Source organism: Halobacillus rhizosphaerae (assembly GCF_046719735.1).
Classification (GTDB): domain Bacteria; phylum Bacillota; class Bacilli; order Bacillales; family Halobacillaceae; genus Halobacillus_B; species Halobacillus_B rhizosphaerae.
Genome location: NZ_JAUTWQ010000011.1, coordinates 211,388 through 235,078 on the forward strand (window position 1 = coordinate 211,388; position 23,691 = coordinate 235,078).

Genomic DNA, 23,691 nt, shown 5'->3' on the forward strand with positions numbered 1-23,691 from the left:
TTATCATGCTGAAGAACGGGTGAAGTAAACATGTCGAAGCCACTCCCTGTTACATTAGATTTAACTAACAGGTCAGTCATAGTGGTCGGGGGCGGCCGAATTGCTGAAAAGAGGGTCAACACCTTAGTGGAGAGCGGTGTCATTCCTACGTTGATCAGCCCAGAGCTAACAGGTCATTTGTTTAAGCTAAGGAAGAGGCAGATGATTAAATGGGAGAAAAAAACCTTTGAACCTCGAGACCTCTCAGACGCAGGACTTATTGTGATTGCCACGAATCACGAAGAAGTAAATCAGGCCGTGCGAGATGCGGCACCTCATTGGGCTCTCATTAATGACGCATCCAATGCTGAGAAAGGTAATGTGATGATTCCAGCTCAATTTAATCGTGGAAGACTCTCCATTTCTATTTCCACTAACGGAGCAAGTCCTTATTTATCCCGTCAGATTAAATCAGATCTTGAAAAGCAATATGATGAAAAGTACGAGGAATACGTGGATTTCTTATATGAAGCAAGGCAGTTGATTAAGAAGTCCCTGCTTTCAAAAGAAATGCAAAGAAATTTGCTGAAAGAACTGCTTGCCGATCAATTCTTTCTTAAAGAATACCAGAGGAAGATGCTGGATTGGCTGCAAACCCTTTGTTGAAAGGAGGAGACAGAATGCAGAAGTTAAAAGGACGACGAATTGGAATTGCTGCCTCGAGACAAGGGGAAGCCATTACGAAATTAATTGAGAAACAAGGCGGTACTGGCTCATTATTTTCCATTCAGGGTAAACAGCTGTTAAATGAAGCAGACAGCAGGAATAATGTTCAGGACTTTATTCAACTCCCGTTTGACTGGGCAGTGCTCACTACGGGCATTGGGGCTAAAACATTAGAAAATTCAGCAGAAAGCATCCAGGAAAAAGAGGGTTTTCTGAACAAGCTCAGTCAAGTTAGTATTGCGGTTAGAGGAAGTAAAACTCTGCGCTGGATGAAGGAGCATTCTCTGGAGCCCTTGCTTACGTCTGAGGATGGAACGATGGAAAATTTGTTCCAAGGATTTAAGCAGGAGCATAAAGGATCTCGTGTGTTTTTGCAAGCCTATAATCAAGATGATGCTGCCTTACAGGAAACGTTAGAGAAGCTTGGATACACGGTATATTTATCTAAGCCCTATCAATATGAAAAGCCGGAAGATGAGATCCTGGACAGTCTCATTCAACATATTTACGACCGTGCCTTAGATGCAGTTGTGTTTACAAGTAAAACGCAGGTGCAAAACTTATTTCGCTCTTTATCAGACCCATCAGAATTGGTGAGAGCCTTTCAAGAACATGTATTACCCGTAGCGGTGGGGAAAGTTACCGCGAAAGAATTGGAAAAAAACGGGCTGACGCGTGTTATACAGCCTGAGCAGCCGAAGATGGGTGCGATGGTAATGACTTTGGCCGATTACTATAAATGAAACAGCCGCTGAGGGACAATGTCTCGCTTCAGCGGCTGTTTTAATTGTCAGATCAATATTTTTTCCTTCTGTTTGAACCGCTGTTCTGCTTAACGTTTCAAGGGTGGAGGGGAGAAGAGAAATACTTTCGACAGGAAAACATCACTCGCTGGTCTCTTTCACCAATCGGGAATCTAAAAACTCGATAAATCCGCTGGAAAAGTAATGGTAAGAAAAGGAGTTCTAATGATACGCTTCTTTTTACCTAAAAAAGGGGTTTTGTTACAGGAATATTAGGGTAATGTAAAATTACAAAGATAAACTTGGCTTTAAATTAAGGCAGGCAGGATGAGGAGGGTCAGCTATGAGCGATCAAATGGTAGTGGTTTACACAAGCAATGACTGTTCTAATTGTGACAAGCTGATTTCCAGATTGTCAGAATGGGAAGTTAATTACCAAGAGAAGAATATTTCTGAGAACAGACAATATTTTAAAGAACTGCAAAGTAAGAAAGTATATGGAACTCCTGCAACCTTTATTGATGACGAGAAAATATTAGGGTATCAGGAAAGAAAACTAAGGCGCACCTTAGGAATTCCGTATGAGGAGCGTTTTCTCGATACAAATTCTATGAATTTCTCATAAGGTAGCAAGTGATGGTCCAAATCACGTGTTTTGTTTTACACTTTTTTTTGATTTCAACATAGGCTGAAGTAAATAATCATTAAAGGTGGAACTCCTATGTATTCGAATCAAAACCAAGGGAATGGATGGAATTACGCGACTTTTCGTTCGGGTTACTATCCTAATTATAGTTATACTCCTTACTCATTTAATCAGCAGGCTTTCGCCAATGCTGCTGGCCAGCCGGGGTACTCCAACACCGCTTATGGCTGGAATCAAGCACCCTATACAACTGCTCAACCTCCATATACGTATGGTTACGGGTATCAAGGATATACTGAAACTGAACCAGGTTCCGGCGCGGCAGGTCAGAAAGCTGCCGGCATCCCTAAAGGGGTTATGAACTATTTTCATGACGAAAATGGCGAACTCGATTTTGACAAAATGATGTCAACCACCGGTCAAGTGATGAAGACAGTGCAGCAAGTTTCTCCCCTTGTGAAAGGAATTGGCTCCTTTGTTAAAGGAATAAAATAAAGCGCGCCGGGGCGCGCTGTTTTTTTACATAAGATTAAAGCAAAGGATAGGAGTGGATCAATGTTTGTGTCCCGGTCAGGTGAACTTGCCTGGATTTAACAGGACAAGTTGTTCTCAGGCACATCCTCCTGAATGCTTCTGGAAAGATAAATATGGTATGATTATTTCGGGAAACGAAATAGTGGATAGTGAGGGAAGAAAAATGAGTGTTGGCTGTTTGTGTATTCACGGTTATACAGGGAGTCCGGATGAAGTTCGGCCATTAGCAGAATTCTTAGAAGCCAATACAGATTGGGAACTTGCTTCTCCAACGCTGCCCGGCCACGGCGAAACGCTGCATTTAAGAGGTCATTACTATCAAGAATGGATCATGACCGCAGAGCTTGCTCTATTAGATTTAATGAAACGAAATGAGACAATCCTTCTGGTAGGTTTTTCTATGGGAGGGATGATTGCTGCTTACTTAACGGCTAAATATGATATTCATAAGCTGGTATTGCTCTCAGCGTCCAGTAAGTACATCAGTCTCCCGCAAATGGCGAAGGATATTCTCGAAATGGCCGGCGATGCATGTAGGGGATCGCTCTCTAACAATGAGTTATTTGTTCGGTATCAGCGTAAACTCGGACATACCTATTTCTTTTCTTCCTTAGAGTTTATGAAGTGTGTGAAATATACGCTTCCTTGCCTACGGGAGGTTCATTGCCCTGTTCTTATTATCCAAGGGAAATTAGATGGAATGGTGCCTGTCCGGGCAGCAGACTTCCTAAATACGGAGATACCTTCGGTGAATAAGGAAGTGGTGTTACTAGCTAAATCGAAGCACTTAATATGCCATGGAGATGACCGTGAAGAATTATGCCGCCGCGTCCTTTCTTTTCTCAACCCATAACAGAAGAGAGGGATTACTAAGTGAATGCATTAAAAGAAGAAGTCCCTATTAGAACTCGTTTTTTCTATGGATGGGTTATCGTCGCATTGGCAGGACTCGGTGTCTTTTTTTCGGGACCGGGTCAAACGTATTCTGTATCTATCTTTATTAATTATTATATTGATGATTTTGGTTATTCACGTTCTCTAGTATCCGGCATTTACTCTGCAGCTACATTAGGGGCAGGATTTGCGTTATTTATGATGGGGCGTTTAGTCGATCGCTTTGGTCAAAGGACGATGATGACAGCGGTTGGAATCATGCTCTCCCTTGCCTTGTTTTGGAATGCCTTCTTGTTAGGACCGATTATGATGTTCATTGGGTTTTTTATGATCCGCTTGTTTGGTCAGGGTTCGATGACGCTGGTGCCCAATACGCTTGTTCCTCAGTGGTTTATTAAAAAACGGGGACGGGCATTAAGTGTCATGGCAATTGGAGGCTTCGCTAGTTCAGCGATGTTTCCGCCAGCGAATGCCTTTCTAATTGAGCATGTCGGCTGGCGGACAACATGGGGGATTTGGGGAGCCGCTGTACTGATTGTTTTTGTGCCCCTCGCGTACATATTCGTAAGAAACCAGCCGAAGTTGATCGGAGAAGTTCCTGATGGCACGCCGAAGCCGTTGAAAGAGGGGGAGGACCCCAATACTTTCATAGATGTGAATGAAAAAAGCTGGACGTTAAGAGAAGCTATGGCAACGAGAGCATTCTGGTTTATTTTGTTCTGCGTTGTGGTGCCCGCCCTTGTAAATACCGCGATTACTTTTCACTTGGTTTCTATTATGGAACTGAGGGGGCTGGGTACAGGAATTGCAGCGTCAGTACTCACTTTAATGGCCGTCATCGGTTTCCCTGTGACGTTTATAGTCGGTTATTTGGTGGATCGTTTTTCCGTGCATTATATTTTAGCGATCACATTTTTCGGCCATATATTCACTTTGCTCTTATTGCTCTTCACTTCAAGCTGGTGGCTTGCGATCGGATTTGGAGTCGTTTGGGGAATGGTCAATGGATTTGAGAGAATTGTATTGAATATTGTCTGGCCGAACTATTTTGGCAGAGAGCATTTAGGCAGCATTAAAGGTTTAGCTCAAACAGTCATGGTAGTAGGGTCAGCGCTTGGTCCGCTTCCGTTTGGATTGTTCTATGACTGGCTGGGCAATTATCAGGTTATTATACTCCTGACGCTGCTTTTCCCCATTACGGCAGGGGTTCTGGCATTATCTTCTCCTCAGCCCCGATATGAAGATTATCATGGATAAGAGGCAGCGTTTTAACCATGATAAAATCCTAACGGTGGTGAAATGTTAACGCCATTCTGCTACCACCGTTAGGATTTTTTGTCTTACCTAATACAGAATTTCTCATCGCTTCCTTATTTCCTTCAGCCTCAGTCTTTGAAGAAAGCAATCACAAGGCCACCTTCTCCCGCATAGGTCGATATAAGAGGTCCCATTTCCATAAATAAAGAATCCTTAAAGCTGTATTGATCTTTAATGGCCTCTAACACTTTATGCCCGCGCTCTTGATCATTGCAATGCGATAAAGAAATTACTTTATCCTCAAAGCTTGTTGTGTATTCACCGATTTGATCGATAAACCGGCGTAAAGATTTTTTATTGCCGCGAACTTTTTCAGATACTTCGATGGCGCCTTCTGCATTCGCTCTCATTAACAGCTTGATATTTAGCGTTTTCGCAATTTTTCCTTTTACTTTGTCCAGGCGGCCGCCTTTGATAACGTTTTCTAACGTTTTCAAAATAAACAGGGTAGTAGTTTTTTCGATTCTTTCCTGCATATGTGAAACGAGTTCCGGGAAAGGAACGCCCTGGTTAATAGTCTTTTCCGCTTCGTGAAGCAGTAAGGCGACACCTGAAGAAGCGGTTTTCGTATTGAGCACTTCGATTTGACGGTCCGGTTCTTCTTCTAATAAAAGGTTCTTGCCCATGACGGCATTTTCATAAGTACTGCTAAGACCTTGAGTCAGACTCAGCACAAGGATTGGGAACGCTGGGTCCACCTTCTTGAACACTTCGTAGAAATCGTTGGGACTGGGAGAGGAGGACCTTGGAAGTTCCTCCGATTGTTTTAACCTTCTATAAAAAGTTTGTAAATCCATCTCTCCGGTTTTATACTGGTCGTCCCCAAACTGAAGGTTTAGGGGAATCGTTTCGATATCGTACTGATTTACCATCTGTGGAGGAAAATCTCCTCCTCCGTCTACGATCAGCTTGATCGGCATTGGTACACCTTCTCTCGGTTTATTTGGGTGGTCCATGAGCCTTGTTGGAAGCATGAGTAAGCTTTGGTTTACCTTTCTTCGCGGTACTGAAAATGAACATCATTAGCCCGAAGATTACAATGGAACCGCCGAGCCATTGAAACCAAGTGATTCCTTCGCCTAAAATCCAATAGGCTAACAGTGAAGCACCAATAGGTTCGATTAATATCCCCATCGTAATGGTGGAGGTGCTTACCCATCTAAGGGTCCAATTAAAAAGGGAGTGCCCAAAGAAAGTGGGAATAATCGCAAGAGCCAGGAATGCCAGCCATTGCTGCTGAGAGTATCCTGTAAAGGGCTCTTGAAGGATCAGGTTATAAATGAGCAGAGTGACAGACGCCATGCTGTAAACTAGGAAGGTATACGTCATCAAGGACAGTCGTTTACGTAAATTCTGCCCCAAAAGAAAATATCCTGTAACCATGGCGGCTCCAGCTAATGCGAGAAAGTCACCAAGTAAGGCAATGCCGCTGATTTGAAAATCTCCCCAGCTGATAATCACACTGCCGGTAAGCGCAATGATCATACTAAGCACGGCTCCGATTGTAAAACGTTCTTTAAAGAAGAGGTATGTGCCTATAAAAGCGAAGATTGGCTGCATGGTAACGAGAACTACTGAGCTTGCTACAGATGTATAGTTCAAGGATTGAAACCATAAAATAAAGTGAAAAGCTAGAAAGATTCCTGCAGAAGTAGCAAGAATTAAATCTTTTGAAGAAATTTTTTTTAGTTCGTGAAGGTATTTCCAACCGATATATGGGGCCATAATAATGACAGCCATTAATAATCGGTATAAAGCGGTTATAGAAGCCGGTGCATCTCCAGCGAGCCGCACAAAGACGGCAGCTGTCGAGATTGACGCCACACCAATAAATAATAATATATAGGGGTGGAATGGAGGCTTATCCATTGGATCCCTCCTCGGGAACATGACAGTTTTTACTCATTTTATCATTATTAAGATTGAAAAGCATAGAGGAAATGTGTAGAATTAAAACTGTTATGTGTGTTATGATGAATGAATCTATCAGGCAGGTATTTGAGAGGCCTCTCCCGTGTAGTGTGGCAGAAGGCTTTTTTTACATGTTCGTATGCATATAAGGTAGAAGATTTTAATTATAAAGGAGTATGAAAGTATAGTGACAACATTTCAATCATTAGGTTTATCAAAACCAGTTCTTAAAGCATTAGATTATATGGGCTTTGAGGAAACAACACCAATTCAAGAACAAACCATCCCCCTAGGCTTAGAAGGTAAGGATGTCATCGGACAGGCGCAGACCGGAACAGGAAAGACAGCAGCCTTCGGAATTCCGATGATCGAGAAAATTAATAAAGACCTTAAATCAGTACAAGGTCTTGTAATTGCGCCTACACGTGAGCTTGCGATTCAAGTAGCGGAAGAAGTAAACCGTCTGGGTAAAAACAGCGGAGTCCGCACACTGCCAATTTATGGCGGTTCCAACATGGAACGTCAGATTCGTGCCCTGAAAGATAACCAAATCGTTGTAGCCACACCTGGACGTCTGCTAGATCATATTCGTCGTAAAACAATTAAGCTTGAGAATGTTCATACGGCTGTGCTAGATGAAGCAGACGAAATGTTAAACATGGGCTTTATTGATGATATTAGAGATATTCTTAAAGCATTGCCAGAACATCGTCAGACCTTATTGTTCTCTGCAACAATGCCGAAAGAAATCCGTAATATCGCAACGACCCTTATGAAAAAACCTGAAGAGGTTAAAGTGAAATCAAAAGAAATGACTGTGGAAAATATCGAACAGTATTATGTGGAGATTCCTGAGAAACATAAGTTCGATACACTTACTCGTTTACTTGATATTCATGCACCGGCTCTAGCTATTGTCTTTGGCCGTACGAAACGCCGTGTAGATGAACTGTCTGATGGACTGCAGGCTCGCGGTTTCCGTGCAGAAGGTATTCATGGAGATCTAACGCAAGGAAAGCGTATGTCTGTGTTAAACAAATTTAAACGCGGACGTATCGAAATCCTTGTGGCAACTGATGTTGCTGCTCGTGGACTGGACATTTCTGAAGTATCTCACGTGTACAATTTCGACATCCCTCAGGATCCAGAAAGCTATGTACACCGTATCGGCCGTACGGGTCGTGCTGGACGTAAAGGGGAATCCGTTTCCTTTGTTACACCACGTGAGAAAGCTCAGCTTAACTTAATTGAAAAACTAACGAAGAAAAAAGTAGAGCGTTTGCGCGTACCATCTTCTGATGAAGCTAAACGCGGCCAGCAGCAAATTGCAGTTGAAAAAATTACTGAAAACCTGCAATCAGATGACTTGAAAAAGTATCATCAGGCTGCAGATCAATTGCTGCAGGAGCATGATGCTTCTGATGTCGTAGCAGCTGCATTGAAGATGCTGACGAAAGAACGTGATGAAGTTCCAGTTCGTTTGTCTTCTGTTCAACCGATTAGCGTTAAAAACGCTCAAGGTAAAAACAAGAAGAGCTACCGTGGTAAAGATGGGAACCGTAACTTCAACCGCAGTGGTGGTAATAAATCACGTAATCGCAACTTTAATAGTAAAAACAAGCGTGGTTTTCAGAACAAAAGCCGTAACTCAAACGCTAAATAAGATATAAGTCATCAACTGACAGATCCTTCGTGGTCTGTCAGTTTTTTGTTACCCGGAAGGATCGGTTTCGAGACTATAATTGAACTTAGGGGCTTCGGGAAAAGGTTCGCTTTCCGTGGGGCGGGCGCTAAGCCTCCTCGAGCTAAGCTCTCCGGGGTCTTATCTGTCCCGCAATTCCCACAGGAGTCTCGCCGTTTCCCTCCGTCCCTTAACCATAGAAGAATCTCGAAACCATTTGAGAAAACGGAAATTCTGATGATAACATGCAGCCTCCACTACTATGGAAAAAGGTTTGATTTTGTTTTTCGGGGAAGAAGTTACCATCTACATTGAGTATAGGCTGTACATAAAAATGAATAGCTAGTGAATGTAACTCGGCAGGTCATTTGCTCCCTGCAGGAAAGCCACCTTTATTCTATTAAAGCAATGGACCTTTGTTATCTCGAAATCAAGTATGAACCAAAACTGCATGTTAGTTTTATTAACTAATGATATGTAACAAAACAAAAAAACCGCCTCATGTAGAGACGGATTTTCTGGGTTGTTATAGAAAGTTACTGAATACATAAACGGCGACGAAAAAGATGATGGCTCCCCAAAATAGGTAGCGGCCAATATTGCCGGCTGACGGATTTTTGTTTCTGTACCGGTTGGGGTTAAACCCAATAGAGGAACTGGTGGAATGCTTCTCCCTTATTCGGGAAAGTGAAAAACTTTGCACGTTCTTCAAAATGATTGGACCAAGTGCAAACCCGCCGATGAAACCAAAGACATGGCCCAACACGTTAATGTTCGGCTGTAAAAAGGTCATGATGAGGCCAAGAATGAAAATGACGAATATGATCTGGGAATTCGCCTGGTCAATTAAGTTCTTTCTAAACAAAACCATAAAAATATAGACGCCAAACAATCCAAAAATGGCACCGGATGCCCCCAAATGAGGGTTGTAGGCATCAGGCTGGACTACAAAGGTACCTAAGTTTCCAGCAAATCCTGCAAATAAATAAAGCGCAATAAATTTTCCCTTGCCAAGCATTTGTTCAAGCGCTGGCCCGAATAAAACGAGGGAGAAAGAATTAAACAAAGCATGAGAAAAACCGGCGTGGAGAAAGACAGGTGTAATTAACCGCCAATACTCTCCCTGTGAGACCAGGACATTGATGCCCAGACCCCAGCGGAAGAATTCCTCAGCTGCCCCGAGCTGAAGTACATCAATTAATAACCATAGACCAAAGTTAATAATCACCAGCCAGGAAACGATGGGATAAAATTTAAAAAATTCCTTGAAGTTTTCCGTTCGAACAAACATAGGCCATTCTCCTTTACATAACTGCTCTTCGTCAATATAAGCAAAAAGAACATCTATTATTCTTTTTTTAACCACTTCCATAATCGGGTATACTACAACTAGTTAACTTGTAAAGGAAGATAAAAGTGATCAAAGGCATAGGTGTAGACATTTTAGAGATAGAACGTATTAACCAAAGTATAATGCGTAATCCAAGGTTTATTCAACGAATATTAACTAAGAAAGAGCAGGAGAAATATAAGCAATTAAAGGGAAAGCGTCAAACTGAGTTTGCAGCTGGCCGGTTTGCGGCTAAAGAAGCGTTCTCGAAAGCGGCAGGTACGGGGATTGGGCGGCTCAGCTTTCAAGATATAGAAATTCTTCCAAATGCAAGCGGCGCTCCAGAAATACAAGTCAAAGGTTATGAAAACCAATTTTTATGGGTTGCGATTTCTCACAGCTCTGCTCAAGTCATTGCTCAAATTGTGATCGAAGAAAGGTGAAATGGCATAATTACATAGGTTGTCTCATAACATTGTAATGCGGGTAGGAGGGAACGAAATGGATATTGTCACCGCACAAGAAATGTACGAATGGGACCAGGTGGCTATAAAGTCAGCTGGAATTGAAGGGAAAATATTAATGGAAAGTGCTGGCCGAGCTGCCGCGGATGTAATCGAACGGAGAATACCGGAACATCATAAAGTGGTCGTGCTCATCGGAGCAGGAAATAATGGTGGAGATGGTTTCGTCATTGCCAGAACCTTATTGAACCGAGGATACGAAGTAGAGGCCTGGCAAGTGGCAGCGGACGAAAAAATATCCGGGGATGCGATAGTTCATAAGGAAATCTTTCTTGCTTCAGGTTACTCCCTTTTTCAATTGAACGATTGGGACGCTCTGACACAGTCACTCGAAAAGGCAGATGTGATCGTGGATGCCATGCTGGGTATTGGAGCGAAGGGACCGTTACGCTCTCCTTTCAATGAAATAGTGGAACTGGTAAACAAGCAGAATTCCTGCAGGATTGCGGTCGATCTCCCCACTGGAGTTCCAGCGGATGAAGGAATTGAGGAGTTTGATGGAGTTCGGGCGGATTTAACAGTAGTGATAGCTGCATTGAAAATGAGTGCAGTTGTACAGCATACACGACCCTTTTACGGGGAAATCGAGATGGTGGAGATCGGGCTTCCTGTTCGCAAGCTCCGCCATCCCGAACGTCTTGTCTGGCAGCGTCATGATGTAAAGCGAAGCCTGCCGGAGCGAATGACGAATTCTCATAAAGGGAGTCACGGGAAAGGATTAATGGTCGGGGGCTCTGATCTAATGCCGGGTTCAATCGCCATGTCCGCAAAAGCGGCTCTTAGGAGCGGTGCCGGGCTGTTAACAGTAGCAACGGCTAAGGAAGTCATCCCTTCTGTTTCTTCTTACGTGCAGGAAGCAACCTTTCTTGCGATGAGTGAAACGGCTGGGAAGATTACCGGTCACATAAAGGATGACCTTCAAGGGTTTGACGCAGCAGCGGTTGGAATGGGACTGGGCCGTCATCCGGAGGCACAGGAGCTGATAGAAGAGCTTCTTGAGCAAATAGAAGCTCCGCTTTTGATCGACGCCGATGGACTTTTTCATTTGAAGGAACTTTTTGATAAAGTGGCTCAGCGGCCGTATCCGACTATTCTTACTCCCCATCCTGGAGAGTTCGCTCGTCTATTGGGAAAGCCGATTAAGACCATTATGCAATCTCCCTTTGCGTATTGTCGGAGCTTTGCCTGCAAGCATAGAGTGTATCTCGTGTTAAAAGGTCCGGCTACGATTATTACTTCCCCGGAAGGAAAGCAGCGAGTCGATTTGACCGGAAATGCAGGGCTTGCAAAAGGTGGCACAGGTGATGTGTTATCTGGCATCCTGCTTGCTATGGTTTTACAAGGTGGATCTATTTTGGACGGAATCAGCAATGGCTGCTTTATTCATGGCACAACAGCCGAGTTATTAACGGACGAGCAGCACGCAATGAGAGATTTGCTTGCGACGGACGTGGTAGAAGGGTTGTCCCAAACCTTTCGTACATTTTCTTGAGTTATGGTGATGCGTTCCCTTTGTCCTCCAGTTGAGACAAAGGAGTTGAGCAGATGAAAAGACGTTTCCTAATCCTTTTGTTCGCCTCATTGTTTGCCTTGCTCGCACTGAGTGCGTGCGGACAGCAATCTAAAGAAGATGTTTTGAAAAAGCTCGAACAAAAGGCAGACGATATGGCTGGATATAAAACTGAAGCAAATATGAAGATGCGTACGGGTAAAGATGAACAGAAATACCATATCCAAGTGTGGCATAAGAAAAAGGATTTTTACCGAGTTCAGCTGCAAAATGACCAGGATGAAAAAGGAAGCCAGATCATTTTGAAAAATAGCAGCGGTGTTTATGTTCTCACTCCTGCGTTAAATAAAAGCTTTAAGTTTCAAAGTGATTGGCCGCAGAACACCAGCCAGCCTTATTTATTCGCATCACTAATTAAAGATATCAAGACAGACTCGGATGCGGAATTTAACACGAGCGAAAAATATTTTGTCTTTAAAACGAAAACCAATTATCAAAACAATAAAACACTTCCGTCCCAGGAAATTTATTTTGATAAGAAAAGTTATCAGCCAGTGATGGTGAAAGTATTCGACCAGGACATGAATCCTTTAGTAGAGGTGCAGTTCGCAAACTTCGCTAAAGATGACTCCTTGAAAAAGGAAGACTTTGACGTAGATAAAAATATGGCGATGGCTCCTTCTGAAGTTCCTGTTGCCAGTATGGATGATAATAAAGAAGAAGCTGTGCTGTATCCAGGTGAAACATACGGCGCTGAGCTTACTGATGAGCAGGAATTAAAAACAGAAGATGGAAAACGAGTCATTATGAATTTTGCGGGTGATAAGAACTTCACTCTAATTCAAGAAACTGCAGATGTGCAGCCGGCAAGTGCCCAAGCTTCTATTCAAGTAAGTGGAGATCCTGTTCAGCTTGAAGATGGAGTGATTGGTGCTATGGCAAACAAGCGGCTGCAGTGGACACAGAATGGAACCACATTCCATTTAGCGAGTGATCAATTGACTGAAGATGAAATGGTTTCTGTGGCAAGCTCCATTAATAATCACGCAGTTAAATAAATTTTCGGTGAGCAGGCTTAGCGGTCTGCTTTTATTTTACAGTAAGAATGATTCGAAAAGTTATAGGGCGAATTTCGCACTGGTCGGGGCTGAACGGGTACTTCCGCTTTTCATTGTCCGTCTGCAAGGTCCAGCCCCTCGAGTCATAAGTCAATCGCCTGCGAGAGGAAAGGGCACCTCTCTCCGCCGTTCCGGTGGCTTGCTTAGCCCGGGAGATCTAAACGCTCGCTTCCGCTTTTCTATTTGACAGGGGTGTTGGCTCGTTGAATAATAGAGAGATATTGTATTGAAGTGAGGTGTCAAACCCTTGTCTATTGAAACTTTTTATAGAGATTCCTGGGCTGAGGTGGATCTTTCGGCGGTTGATTATAATATCAAGCAGCTGAAGGGGCGTCTTCCTGAAGAGGTGGGGATTTACGCGGTGGTAAAAGCGAATGCGTATGGCCACGGGGACTTGCAAATAGCGAAACAAGCACTGGAATCAGGAGCGAAAGCCCTTGCTGTCTCTCTATTAGATGAGGCAATTAAACTAAGAGAAGCAGGAATAGATGCTCCTATTCTGGTAATGGGGTGGGTTCGACCGGGGGATGTGGAAATTGCCGCCCGGCTGGATGTCAGCTTAACCGTTTTTCAAAAAGAGTGGCTGGAAGAAGTCAGCCGTCTTGACCTTCCTTGTACGCTTAAGCTTCACATGAAGTGGGATACAGGGATGGGGAGAATTGGTATTCGCTCGGCAGAGGAAATGGATATCCTTCTTAATGGGATCAGTAAGAATTCGATGCTTGAATTAGAAGCTGTTTTCACTCATTTTGCAACGGCAGATGAAGAAGATTTGGATTATTTCCAGGTCCAGTCAGATCGTCTGGAACAATTGCTGAATCATTTAAAGAAAGTCTGGAAAGATCCAGTGCAGATTCATACGGGTAACAGTGCAGCAAGCATGCGCTTCCCGGAGCATATGAAACATTATGTACGTTTTGGCATTAGTATGTACGGACTTTACCCGTCAGAAGTAGTGAAAAGAGAGAAACCTATTGACTTACACCCTTCCTTCTCCCTGAAGACTCGGTTAATCCACGTGAAGAAATTAGCAGCGGGAGAATTTATCAGCTATGGGGCCACGTATGAAACTCAAGAGGAGGAATGGATAGGTACCGTTCCTCTAGGATACGCAGATGGCTGGATAAGAAAATTACAAGGGATGGAAGTGCTCGTAGATGGTAAACGACTCCCAATTGTAGGGAGAATATGCATGGATCAGTTCATGATTCGGCTTGATCAGGAATATCCTTTAGGAACAATGGTTACCTTAATTGGTAAAGACAAGGGACAACAGGAAATTTCAACAGATGAAGTAGCAGACTATTTAGATACCATTAATTATGAAATCCCTTGTATGATTAGTTATCGAGTTCCTCGAATATATTTAAAAAATGGACAAATTGTGGAAGTGGATAACTCCCTGTGACCCGCTTCATGTCAGCGTTCGGCAATTTTTCCCATCAGGAGAGCTAAGGTGGCATCTTTTACGAAAAAATTCCAACACTCCTTTGCAATAGACACTCCTGAATGATAAGATTAGGGTGGACTTATTGACTGGTTTCTTTTTTAGAGAAGATGGTGGAGGTGTATGGTTTTGTCCGACAGCATGCAAGAGATTGTCATCCGGATTCCGGATAACCTACTGAATGAAGTAGATGGATTCATTCAACTCGAAAACAGTGATCGGAGCGATTTCATGTGTCAAGCAACTAAAATGTATTTGCGGGAGAAGAAACAACGCCATGTTAGAGAATCCATGCGCAGAGGCTACATGGAAATGGCGAAAATTAATTTAAACATCGCTTCAGAAGCGTTTCAGGCTGAAGAGGAGGCAGAACACACCCTGGAGCAATTAGTGGGCGGGGTGTGAAGCCATTGATAGTCAAACGAGGAGACGTTTATTTCGCTGATTTGTCCCCAGTTGTGGGATCTGAGCAAGGCGGGGTTCGTCCGGTTCTCATTCTTCAAAACGATATCGGTAATCGTTTCAGTCCTACTGTAATCGTTGCAGCGATTACAGCGCAAATACAGAAAGCCAAACTTCCTACACATGTTGAAATTGATGCAGCCAAATACGGTTTTGAACGAAATTCAGTAATCCTGCTGGAACAAATCAGAACTATTGATAAACAGCGTTTGACCGACAAGATTACTCAGCTAGATGAACCTATGATGCAGCGTGTGAATGAAGCGCTGCAGATTAGTCTTGGACTAATTGATTTTTAATAATGAAGCTGTCGTTGAAGGCAGCTTCATTTTTGTTGTCTCAAAAAAGTTTGAGTCAATTGGATTTACCTCCCTTTTTTCATAGAGCAAAAGCTGTACCAGCAGCCTAAGATCCAAGTTTATAAATAGAAATTCATTTCCTGCTCTTGTACCGCAGGCCGAATACTGAGCTTTTATTGTCACTTCAAATGTTTGCCAGTACAAAAATTTGGGAAAATACATAGCGGATTTTTTCAATCAAGTATAAAATAGGGTTAATTAGTATATAAAATATCGAATCTTTGATAACATTATATTTGGATATTAATTCGTTAATTTTATAGGAATATGGTGGAGGTTTACAAATGGATCAAAAACTAAAGGACATCGTTCTTGAACATAGCAACGATATTGTAAAAATGTGGTTAGAGGAAGTTGAGACCCACAAGGAGAATGACTATACAGCAACGATTTCTGATGAGATGCTTGAAAGCACCAATCGGGAATTTGTAAATGTCATTTTCTCTAATATTCAGAAGCAGGGACTTTCAAAGGATTTAGAGGACTTTGCTGAACGCTTGATCAACCTTGGATGGCCGCTGAGCTATTTAACAGACGGAATGCAAGTGTTTCGCAGGGTCATTACCGACTTTATTTTAAAGCAATCAGATCAGATTGACTCAGATTACTTTTCTGAAGTGCTTCGTAAAGTGGATGGCTGGGTTGACCCGGTTATTAATCAACTCGTAAATGAGTACTCTGGAAGCTGGGAAAATATTGTCTCTCTTCAAAGAGTTGCTTTGCAAGAATTGTCTGCTCCACTCATTCCAGTAATGGAAAACATTACGATTATGCCTCTGATTGGAACGATTGATACGGAAAGAGCTAAACTGATAATGGAAAATCTTCTAGATGGTGTGATTAAGCACAATGCGGAAGTTGTACTTATTGATATTACCGGAGTTCCTGTTGTGGATACGATGGTTGCTCATCACATTATTCAAGCAGCTGAAGCTGTCCGATTAATCGGTTCTAGATGTATATTAGTAGGAATTCGTCCGGAAATTGCTCAGACGATCGTCAACCTGGGAATTGATTTAGGGAAATTCCCTACGAAAAGTTCACTTCGCAAAGGGTTCCAAACGGCCCTTGAACTAACAAACCGCAAAATCGAAGAAAGTCAGAACAACGATGAAAACATTGAAAAACTAATAGATTCACTGAATAAGGAGTGAACACCTTGAGAATACCAATTCTAAAGCTGCATAACTACTTACTTATTTCTATTCAAATTGATTTGGATGACCAAACGGCCATTCAGTTTCAAGAAGATTTGTTAAGTAAAATACACGAGAGCGGCTCAACAGGTGTGGTTATAGATTTAACTTCTGTCGATATTATTGACTCTTTCATCGCCAAAGTTCTCGGAGACGTAGTTACCATGTCCGACCTTATGGGTGCAAAGGTAGTCTTGACAGGTATCCAGCCTGCTGTAGCGATGACACTGATTGACTTAGGAATTCACATGCAGGATGTCCCTACTGCACTAGATTTAGAACAAGGATTAATTAAACTTCGTCAGGAATTGGAGGAGTAGCCATGGACTTCCAATCCTGTGTCAACATTAAAAAAGAGTGGGACATTGTGGGCGCCCGACAGCTGGGCAGGGACATTTCAAGAAAAATTGGATTTGGAACTGTAGATCAAGCCCGCATCGCCACTGCCATATCAGAGCTGGCAAGAAATATTTATTTATATGCTGGGACAGGTAAAATATGTTTTGAAGCAGTGGACGATATGAATCACAAAGGGATGAGTATTGTTGCCATGGATAACGGACCTGGAATTAAAGAGCTAAGCCAGGTGATGGAAGACGGGTTCTCTACTTCAGGCGGACTTGGGGCAGGTCTTCCTGGTGTGAAACGGTTAATGGACGAATTTGATATTTATTCAGAAGATGGCAAAGGTACTGAAATTAAAGTAATCAAATGGCTCCGGTAGAGGAGGTTAACTAGTGAGCACATTGAAACTGGATGTAGAAAATTATAAAGAATTATTGCAAGAGTATATTAGAACCAAAGATGAGCAGGCTCTCTACCAAGCAGAACAATTCAGCAAGCATTCGATGCAGCATAATATTTCTCCAGAGGAAATTATTAACGTGCATATTCAGTCCCTAGAGGAGCTATACCCGGAAATGCCTGAATATATTCAATCTTCTATGAGTTTTCTGCTGGAAACAATGATTTCTTATGGACTTGCTTATCAGGAATATCAGTCTTTGCGTGAGAAGCAGCTTGAACTTAAATCAGAGCTTTCGGTCGCTGCTAACATGCAGAAAACCCTGTTATCAACAGTGAAACCTGAACTGGAAGAAGTGGAAGTAGGCGCAATTAGTGTACCTGCAAAGCAGATGAATGGCGACTATTACCACTTTGTCCAAGACAGGGAAGGCTCGCTTGGTGTAGCTATCGCTGATGTAATTGGTAAAGGGGTACCTGCTGCTTTATGTATGTCGATGATTAAGTATTCGATGGACAGCTTCCCTGAACTGCGGATGGACCCGGGGGTTATTCTCGGCAGTCTGAACCGAGTAGTGGAAAGAAACGTCGATTCCAGTATGTTTATTACCATGTTCTACGGATTGTATGATACAGATTCTCATACTTTTCATTATTCCTCTGCAGGTCATGAACCGGGCTTTTATTACCACAAAGACCGCGACGAATATGAAGAGATTGAAGCCTCAGGACTCGTGCTCGGTGTGTCCGCAGAAGCGTCTTACACTGAACATCAGCGGAAAGTAGAACAGGGAGACATGATCATTCTCCTTACTGATGGAGTGACGGAATGCCGGCAGGGTGACCGCTTTATTGAACAAGAAGAAATTCTTCATGTGATTAAGCAGTATGCCCACCTTCCTGCTCAAGAGGTTGTAGAGCAGGTCTTTAAGCATTTTGAAAGACTTCAAGACTTTCAGTTGCGGGATGATTTCACCCTGATTATTTTGCGAAGAAATGTTTAACCTATAATAAAGTCGGGAACTTATTTTTTTGATCGACTTTTCTTGGAATAATAGGAGGATATTAGTCATGAACTTAACAATAGATATTACAAACAAAGAAGATGTAGCTTACGTGTCTCTTTCGGGAGAAGTAGATGCTTTTACTGCACCGAAACTTAAAGAAGCTTTGCTTCCGCTGACAAAGGAAGAGCGTCAAACAGTGGAAGTTGATCTGCAAAACGTAAACTATATGGATTCAACTGGTTTAGGAGTGTTTATTAGTGCTCTTAAGTCTACAAAAGAACACAACACCGAATTAAAGCTTGTACAAATGCAGGATCGTGTATATCGTCTGTTCAAAATTACCGGTTTAACTGAAATCATGAACATAGACACTACAGTACGAGGTGGAATGTAAAATGGAACCATTTGATTTTGTAGAAGTGAAGGTCCCTGCTAAGGCGGAATATGTAGGTGTTGTACGCTTAAGCACTTCTGGAATTGCCAATCGTATGGGTTTCTCATATGAAGATATAGAAGATTTGAAGGTTGCTATTTCTGAAGCCATCACTAATGCTGTGAAGCACGCCTATAAAGAAGATGAAGATGGCGAAATCACCATCGGATTCGGTTTATATGACAATCGCCTGGAGGTGATGGTGGCCGATCATGGAGGAAGCTTTAATCTTGGAGAAATCAAACAAGATATTGGACCTTACCAGCAGAACGATGACATCGCTGAGCTGCGCGAAGGTGGGTTTGGACTCTTCTTAATTGATGCTCTAATGGATAAAGTTGAAATCAATAGTAAATATGGAGTTATCGTGTTAATGACCAAATATCTCCATGAAGCCGAGGTGGATCAAGATGGCGACCAGATCTCAACATCATAATGATGAGGTTTATAAGTGGATAGAATATTTACAGGAAAACCCGCGGGACGAAGAAATCCAGGAAAAGATAGTTCTTGTTTACAAAGACCTGGTAGAGTCCATCGCCCGCAAATATTCTAAAAACAGTACCATCCATGAGGATTTAGTCCAAGTCGGCATGCTGGGACTGCTAGCTGCTATCCGCCGTTACGATCCGGAATTCGGAAAATCCTTTGAATCGTTTGCCATTCCTACGATCATCGGAGAAATAAAAAGGTTTATTCGTGATAAAACGTGGAGTGTCCATGTACCACGCCGGATTAAAGAATTAGGACCGAAAATTAAGAAAGCAGCAGAGGAGTTGACCAGCTCTTTACAGCGTTCTCCTTCCGTTATCGAAATTGCGGAATATCTGGAAGTTTCTGAAGAAGATGTTCTGGAGACGATGGAAATGGGCAAAAGTTATAAAGCTCTTTCTGTAGACCGGAAAATCGAAGCTGATTCTGATGGCAGTACGGTTACCATTCTTGATTTAATCGGCAACAAAGAGGATGGGTACAATCATATTGATCAAAGAATGCTGCTTGAAAAAGTACTTCCGATCTTGAGTGAACGAGAGCAGGAAATTCTTCAATGCACGTATTTTGAAAACCTAAGCCAGAAAGACACCGGTGAAAGGCTGGGGATTTCACAAATGCATGTATCACGTTTGCAGCGGCGAGCTTTAAGAAAGCTGAGAGAAGCCCTGCAATCTGAATCCGTTGAGGCATTTTAGTGCTGGATGAGCTGAATCATCTATCTATTTCCGTGTATCAGCAAGCGAAGAAAGGCAACTACTACTGTGGAGATAGCTATTTTTACAAAGAAACCGGTGAAGCGTTTGTCTGTGCTGTGGCTGACGGTCTTGGCAGTGGGGAAATGGCGCATGAGTCTTCAAAGGCCGTAATGGAAATGGTAGAAAAGTACCCTGATTTAACAATAGAGTCACTTGTCCATAAGTGTAATGAAGCTTTGGTTGGGAAACGCGGAGTTGTCCTTGGTATACTTAGAATAGATCTAATTGCTGAAACATACTCTTATTCCTCCATTGGGAACATTGGTGTTATAACTTTGGATAATGATGGAACTAGAGGCAGGAATATTCCTCTAGCTGGATACTTAGCAGGCTATCCGAAGAAGCTGCGAGTGACAAGAGGCAAGGTGCATCCAGGCATGATTTTCATGATGTTTTCGGATGGCGTAGTGGATCGTAACTTATCTGCTAAGCATACTAGAACTCAGAATGTGAAAGTAATCACTGAACAGTATAAAGAACTATATGGACAGGCAAGAGATGATGATACGACTTTAATTGCTATCCAGTACAAATGAGGGCCTTATTCTACGTTAAAATGGAATAAGGTCCTTTCGTTTGGGAGTAATGGCAAGTAGAATTTGATACAATGGTATTCAATAGAAGGAGGACACGACGTGAGTGAATTATTACCTAAAGCCGACTTGCTGAAGCTGGTCGCTAAACAGACAGAATTAAATGAAAAGCCTGTGAAACAGGTCATCGATCTTCTTGGAGAAGGGAATACCGTTCCTTTTATTGCAAGGTATCGTAAAGAATTAACAGGCGGTTTGGACGAGGTTCAGATTAAAGCCATTGAAGACCAGTACCATTACGTATTAAATTTAACGCAGCGCAAAGAAGAAGTTATTCGATTGATTGATGAGCAAGGGAAATTAACCGAAGAGCTGCGAAAGGATATCGAAGAAGCGGTTCAATTGCAGAAGGTAGAAGATTTATACCGGCCGTATAAGCAGAAAAGAAGAACAAAGGCCACAGTGGCTAAAGAAAAAGGATTAGAACCTCTTGCTCTGAAAGTATGGGAGCAAAAAGCGTTTGATTATGAACAGGAAGCTCAAGCTTACTTATCAGAAGAGCACGAACTACATACAGTAGAAGAGATAACGCAAGGGGTGAATGATATCCTTGCCGAATGGATTTCAGATGATCCAGAATACCGGGAGCAAATTCGAAAGCAGACCTTCCAGAAAGGGACTATCGAGTCCAAAGCTAAAAATGCAGATCAGGACGAAAAAGGTGTTTTTGAAATGTACTATGATTATCAAGAACCCGTCCGTGCAATAGTGTCTCACCGTATTCTTGCATTAAATCGAGGTGAAAAAGAGGAAGTTCTTAAAGTAACCGTAAACCCACCGGATGAAACGATTGTTACGTACTTAAATAAGAAAGTGATTCAATCTGGAGCTGACGAATCCACGCAGTCTATTCTGGAAGAATCCATTCAAGACAGTTATAAGCGCTTGATTCAGCCTTCGATTGAAAGAGAAATTCGCAATTCTCTATCCGAAACAGCAGAAGAGCAGGCCATAGAAGTCTTTTCCAGCAATCTGCGCAGTCTTCTCTTGCAGCCGCCGTTAAAGGGAAAAGTCGTCTTAGGGGTAGATCCTGCATTCAGGACCGGTTGTAAACTAGCGGCGGTTGATGAAACAGGTAAAGTGCTCGACATTGCAGTGATGTATCCGACCGCTCCGAAGAATGATGTGAAGGGTGCAGAGAAAATTCTGCTTTCTTTTATGAAGAAGTATCCAATTGAGCTTATGGCTATTGGAAATGGAACGGCATCAAGGGAGACCGAACAGTTTGTTGCGGATATGATCCAGAAGCATAACTTAGCAGCCTCCTATATGATTGTTAATGAAGCGGGGGCGAGTGTTTATTCAGCTTCTAAATTGGCGAGAGAGGAATTTCCTGATTTTAAAGTAGAAGAGAGAAGTGCCGTCTCTATTGCCAGGCGTGTGCAGGACCCATTAGCTGAACTCGTAAAAATTGACCCTAAGTCAATCGGGGTCGGTCAGTACCAGCACGATGTAAGTCAAAAGAAACTAAATGAATCTTTAACCTTTGTCGTGGAAACAGCGGTTAACCAGGTCGGGGTTAATGTGAATACAGCTTCTTCTTCCTTGCTGCAATATGTCTCTGGCTTAAGCAAAACTGTGGCAAATAATGTCGTGAAGAAGCGAGAGGAATTAGGGAAATTCTCTAAACGCAGAGAACTTAAGGATATCCCGAGACTAGGGGCAAAGACGTTCGAACAAAGTATTGGTTTTCTTCGTATTTTGGATGGAGAAGAACCTTTGGATCGAACTTCCATTCACCCGGAAAGTTATAAGGCAACGCGAGAGCTCTTAAAAATGGGGAGTGTAAGTAAGGCAGAGTTAGGCAGTGAAGAAATGGAGAATCAATTGAAGACTTTAGACCTCCGTTCCACTGCTGAAGAACTTGGTTTAGGAGTGCCAACCTTGCAGGACATTATGAAATCTCTTACGCAGCCTGGCAGAGACCCTCGGGATGATCTGCCTAAACCTTTATTAAAAACGAATGTGTTATCAATGGAAGATTTGGAACAAGGAATGGAATTGGAAGGCACCGTGCGTAATGTTGTAGACTTTGGTGTGTTTGTGGATATAGGAGTCAAACAGGATGGACTTGTCCATATTTCCAAATTGTCCAATAAATTTGTCAAACACCCGATGGATGTCGTGGCTGTTGGAGACGTCGTGACTGTCTGGGTGGATAATGTAGATACACAAAAACAGCGCATTGCCTTAACAATGCTGCCTCAATAATGATCTGGCCTGGGGGTTCATCTTCCAGGTTTTTTTATTTCAATTGGCGTTGATAGAAATACCAGCATTGGTTCAGCATCTTAATCTGATACTTATCTTTATTAAAGAAAGCACTGTACATTTGCTTTTTTAACCATCCAGGCATCTGCATCACTCCTTTTGATTTTTCCGTACTTCATACGTATGATAAAGTATGCAAGAGGTAAAGGAGGTGTGACAAATGGAACTAAGCAAACAACAACTTCACGAATGGACGAACCAGCTTTCTGAAGAATTTTTTCATAAGAAATTTACAGACGAAGTGTACTTTAATTCTCGTTTACGTACTACGGGAGGGAGATACATTCCCTCGAAACGGGTAATTGAATTAAATCCTAAATACTACAAAGAATCAGCTGAAGATGAATTTGCCGGAATTATTAAACACGAACTATGCCATTATCACCTTCATATAGAAGGGAAGGGGTTCAGCCACAGAGATAGAGAATTCAAAGAGCTGCTCAAACAAACAGGATCTCCGAGATATTGCAAACCACTGCCTTCTCAAGATAATCCTATGAAGCATCACTATATTTGTGCGAAGTGCGGACAGGAGTATCATAGGAAGCGGCGAGTAAACACCACTCGTTATGCTTGTGGAAAATGTCGAGGAAAACTAAAAAAGAAAGAGAAAACATATTGACGAATTGTAAACGCCATGTTAAATTAATTAGGTGCTGTCAAAAGGCACAGAATAAATGAATACATAAGCAATATATTGACGAAAAAAGGATTTGACATTCCGATCAATATATTATACGATATATTTCGTCGCTGATTATTTGAAAGTTTTCAAGACAAGCAATTAAGAGCTAATTCATTTTTAATTATTCCACCGTAGCTCAGTGGTAGAGCAATCGGCTGTTAACCGATTGGTCGTAGGTTCGAATCCTACCGGTGGAGCCATTACGGAGAAGTACTCAAGTGGCTGAAGAGGCGCCCCTGCTAAGGGTGTAGGTCGTGCAAACGGCGCGAGGGTTCAAATCCCTCCTTCTCCGCCATTTTTATTTTATACATAAGACTAACGAGGCCCGTTG

At 42.4% G+C, this 23,691-nt stretch carries 27 protein-coding genes and 2 tRNA genes; 25 read left to right on the forward strand and 4 right to left on the reverse strand.

The features are described 5' to 3' along the window. Positions 1–30: 30 nt before the first annotated feature. The 6 genes from Q7A53_RS13805 (at position 31) to Q7A53_RS13830 (ending at position 4,779) form a co-directional block, all read left to right on the forward strand. On the forward strand, positions 31–645 hold the full coding sequence (locus tag Q7A53_RS13805) for an NAD(P)-binding protein (RefSeq protein WP_411789753.1): 615 nt from the start codon (positions 31–33) through the stop codon (positions 643–645). Between the two features lie 14 nt (positions 646–659). Then, positions 660–1,448, forward strand: a complete 789-nt coding sequence (locus Q7A53_RS13810) for a uroporphyrinogen-III synthase (RefSeq protein WP_411789754.1) — start codon at positions 660–662, stop codon at positions 1,446–1,448. Between the two features lie 343 nt (positions 1,449–1,791). Beyond that, on the forward strand, positions 1,792–2,073 hold the full coding sequence (locus Q7A53_RS13815) for a glutaredoxin family protein (RefSeq protein WP_411789755.1): 282 nt from the start codon (positions 1,792–1,794) through the stop codon (positions 2,071–2,073). A gap of 96 nt (positions 2,074–2,169) precedes the next feature. Next, positions 2,170–2,589 carry a YppG family protein gene (locus Q7A53_RS13820; protein ID WP_411789756.1) on the forward strand — a complete coding sequence of 140 codons (420 nt, stop codon included), beginning with the start codon at positions 2,170–2,172 and terminating at the stop codon, positions 2,587–2,589. 202 nt (positions 2,590–2,791) lie between these two features. Next, a complete protein-coding gene (locus tag Q7A53_RS13825) occupies positions 2,792–3,481 on the forward strand; it encodes an alpha/beta hydrolase (RefSeq protein WP_411789757.1) in 690 nt (229 codons plus the stop codon). 20 nt (positions 3,482–3,501) lie between these two features. Continuing rightward, positions 3,502–4,779 (forward strand): MFS transporter, encoded by a 1,278-nt coding sequence (locus Q7A53_RS13830; RefSeq protein WP_411789758.1) that lies wholly within the window; start codon positions 3,502–3,504, stop codon positions 4,777–4,779. Between the two features lie 128 nt (positions 4,780–4,907). On the opposite strand, the gene Q7A53_RS13835 is transcribed toward Q7A53_RS13830, so the two are convergent. After that, complete coding sequence (locus tag Q7A53_RS13835) at positions 4,908–5,759, reverse strand: DegV family protein (protein WP_411789759.1); 852 nt, start codon at positions 5,757–5,759, stop codon at positions 4,908–4,910. A 19-nt stretch (positions 5,760–5,778) separates the two neighbouring features. Further along, entirely contained in the window at positions 5,779–6,708 is a 930-nt protein-coding gene (locus Q7A53_RS13840; RefSeq protein WP_411789760.1) for a DMT family transporter, read from the reverse strand. 229 nt (positions 6,709–6,937) lie between these two features. On the opposite strand from Q7A53_RS13840, the gene Q7A53_RS13845 reads away from it, so the two are divergent. Continuing rightward, positions 6,938–8,413, forward strand: a complete 1,476-nt coding sequence (locus Q7A53_RS13845) for a DEAD/DEAH box helicase (RefSeq protein ID WP_411789761.1) — start codon at positions 6,938–6,940, stop codon at positions 8,411–8,413. Between the two features lie 544 nt (positions 8,414–8,957). On the opposite strand, the gene Q7A53_RS13850 is transcribed toward Q7A53_RS13845, so the two are convergent. Then, positions 8,958–9,722: a rhomboid family intramembrane serine protease gene (locus Q7A53_RS13850; RefSeq protein WP_411789762.1), complete on the reverse strand. Its 765-nt coding sequence runs from the start codon at positions 9,720–9,722 to the stop codon at positions 8,958–8,960. A 125-nt stretch (positions 9,723–9,847) separates the two neighbouring features. On the opposite strand from Q7A53_RS13850, the gene acpS reads away from it, so the two are divergent. The 15 genes from acpS (at position 9,848) to Q7A53_RS13925 (ending at position 22,615) form a co-directional block, all read left to right on the forward strand. Beyond that, complete coding sequence (gene acpS / locus Q7A53_RS13855; protein WP_411789763.1) at positions 9,848–10,204, forward strand: holo-ACP synthase; 357 nt, start codon at positions 9,848–9,850, stop codon at positions 10,202–10,204. A gap of 58 nt (positions 10,205–10,262) precedes the next feature. Further along, a complete protein-coding gene (locus Q7A53_RS13860) occupies positions 10,263–11,777 on the forward strand; it encodes an NAD(P)H-hydrate dehydratase (protein WP_411789764.1) in 1,515 nt (504 codons plus the stop codon). A gap of 53 nt (positions 11,778–11,830) precedes the next feature. Continuing rightward, the gene (locus Q7A53_RS13865) at positions 11,831–12,853 is read left to right on the forward strand and encodes a LolA family protein (protein ID WP_411789765.1); all 1,023 of its coding nucleotides are present in this window, start codon (positions 11,831–11,833) and stop codon (positions 12,851–12,853) included. Positions 12,854–13,160: 307 nt separating this feature from the next. Then, positions 13,161–14,321: an alanine racemase gene (gene alr, locus Q7A53_RS13870; protein WP_411789766.1), complete on the forward strand. Its 1,161-nt coding sequence runs from the start codon at positions 13,161–13,163 to the stop codon at positions 14,319–14,321. A 162-nt stretch (positions 14,322–14,483) separates the two neighbouring features. Then, on the forward strand, positions 14,484–14,765 hold the full coding sequence (locus Q7A53_RS13875; RefSeq protein WP_411789767.1) for a CopG family ribbon-helix-helix protein: 282 nt from the start codon (positions 14,484–14,486) through the stop codon (positions 14,763–14,765). A gap of 5 nt (positions 14,766–14,770) precedes the next feature. Beyond that, positions 14,771–15,121, forward strand: a complete 351-nt coding sequence (locus tag Q7A53_RS13880; protein WP_411789768.1) for a type II toxin-antitoxin system PemK/MazF family toxin — start codon at positions 14,771–14,773, stop codon at positions 15,119–15,121. 344 nt (positions 15,122–15,465) lie between these two features. Beyond that, positions 15,466–16,335, forward strand: coding sequence for an RsbT co-antagonist protein RsbRA (locus Q7A53_RS13885; RefSeq protein WP_411789769.1), 870 nt, complete (start codon positions 15,466–15,468; stop codon positions 16,333–16,335). 5 nt (positions 16,336–16,340) lie between these two features. Beyond that, positions 16,341–16,697: an STAS domain-containing protein gene (locus tag Q7A53_RS13890; RefSeq protein WP_305792008.1), complete on the forward strand. Its 357-nt coding sequence runs from the start codon at positions 16,341–16,343 to the stop codon at positions 16,695–16,697. A gap of 2 nt (positions 16,698–16,699) precedes the next feature. Beyond that, positions 16,700–17,101, forward strand: a complete 402-nt coding sequence (locus tag Q7A53_RS13895) for an anti-sigma regulatory factor (protein WP_411789770.1) — start codon at positions 16,700–16,702, stop codon at positions 17,099–17,101. A 13-nt stretch (positions 17,102–17,114) separates the two neighbouring features. Then, positions 17,115–18,125 carry a PP2C family protein-serine/threonine phosphatase gene (locus tag Q7A53_RS13900; protein WP_411789771.1) on the forward strand — a complete coding sequence of 337 codons (1,011 nt, stop codon included), beginning with the start codon at positions 17,115–17,117 and terminating at the stop codon, positions 18,123–18,125. Positions 18,126–18,192: 67 nt separating this feature from the next. Beyond that, on the forward strand, positions 18,193–18,522 hold the full coding sequence (locus Q7A53_RS13905; RefSeq protein WP_411789772.1) for an STAS domain-containing protein: 330 nt from the start codon (positions 18,193–18,195) through the stop codon (positions 18,520–18,522). 1 nt (position 18,523) lies between these two features. Continuing rightward, a complete protein-coding gene (rsbW, locus tag Q7A53_RS13910) occupies positions 18,524–18,997 on the forward strand; it encodes an anti-sigma B factor RsbW (protein WP_411789773.1) in 474 nt (157 codons plus the stop codon). Beyond that, entirely contained in the window at positions 18,972–19,751 is a 780-nt protein-coding gene (gene sigB / locus Q7A53_RS13915; RefSeq protein ID WP_411789774.1) for an RNA polymerase sigma factor SigB, read from the forward strand. The genes rsbW and sigB overlap by 26 nt, the downstream gene beginning before the upstream one ends. Next, positions 19,751–20,347 carry a SpoIIE family protein phosphatase gene (locus Q7A53_RS13920; RefSeq protein ID WP_411789775.1) on the forward strand — a complete coding sequence of 199 codons (597 nt, stop codon included), beginning with the start codon at positions 19,751–19,753 and terminating at the stop codon, positions 20,345–20,347. Before sigB ends, Q7A53_RS13920 begins: the two co-directional genes overlap by 1 nt. A gap of 99 nt (positions 20,348–20,446) precedes the next feature. Continuing rightward, entirely contained in the window at positions 20,447–22,615 is a 2,169-nt protein-coding gene (locus tag Q7A53_RS13925; protein ID WP_411789776.1) for a Tex family protein, read from the forward strand. Positions 22,616–22,649: 34 nt separating this feature from the next. Here the strand turns inward: Q7A53_RS13925 and cmpA are convergent, their stop codons facing one another. Beyond that, positions 22,650–22,760, reverse strand: a complete 111-nt coding sequence (gene cmpA / locus Q7A53_RS13930) for a cortex morphogenetic protein CmpA (RefSeq protein ID WP_411789777.1) — start codon at positions 22,758–22,760, stop codon at positions 22,650–22,652. Between the two features lie 75 nt (positions 22,761–22,835). On the opposite strand from cmpA, the gene Q7A53_RS13935 reads away from it, so the two are divergent. The 3 genes from Q7A53_RS13935 (at position 22,836) to Q7A53_RS13945 (ending at position 23,655) form a co-directional block, all read left to right on the forward strand. Next, on the forward strand, positions 22,836–23,297 hold the full coding sequence (locus tag Q7A53_RS13935) for a SprT family protein (protein ID WP_411789778.1): 462 nt from the start codon (positions 22,836–22,838) through the stop codon (positions 23,295–23,297). Positions 23,298–23,485: 188 nt separating this feature from the next. Next, positions 23,486–23,560 (forward strand) — tRNA-Asn (locus tag Q7A53_RS13940). 4 nt (positions 23,561–23,564) lie between these two features. Beyond that, a tRNA-Ser gene (locus tag Q7A53_RS13945) sits at positions 23,565–23,655 on the forward strand. Positions 23,656–23,691: the final 36 nt, after the last annotated feature.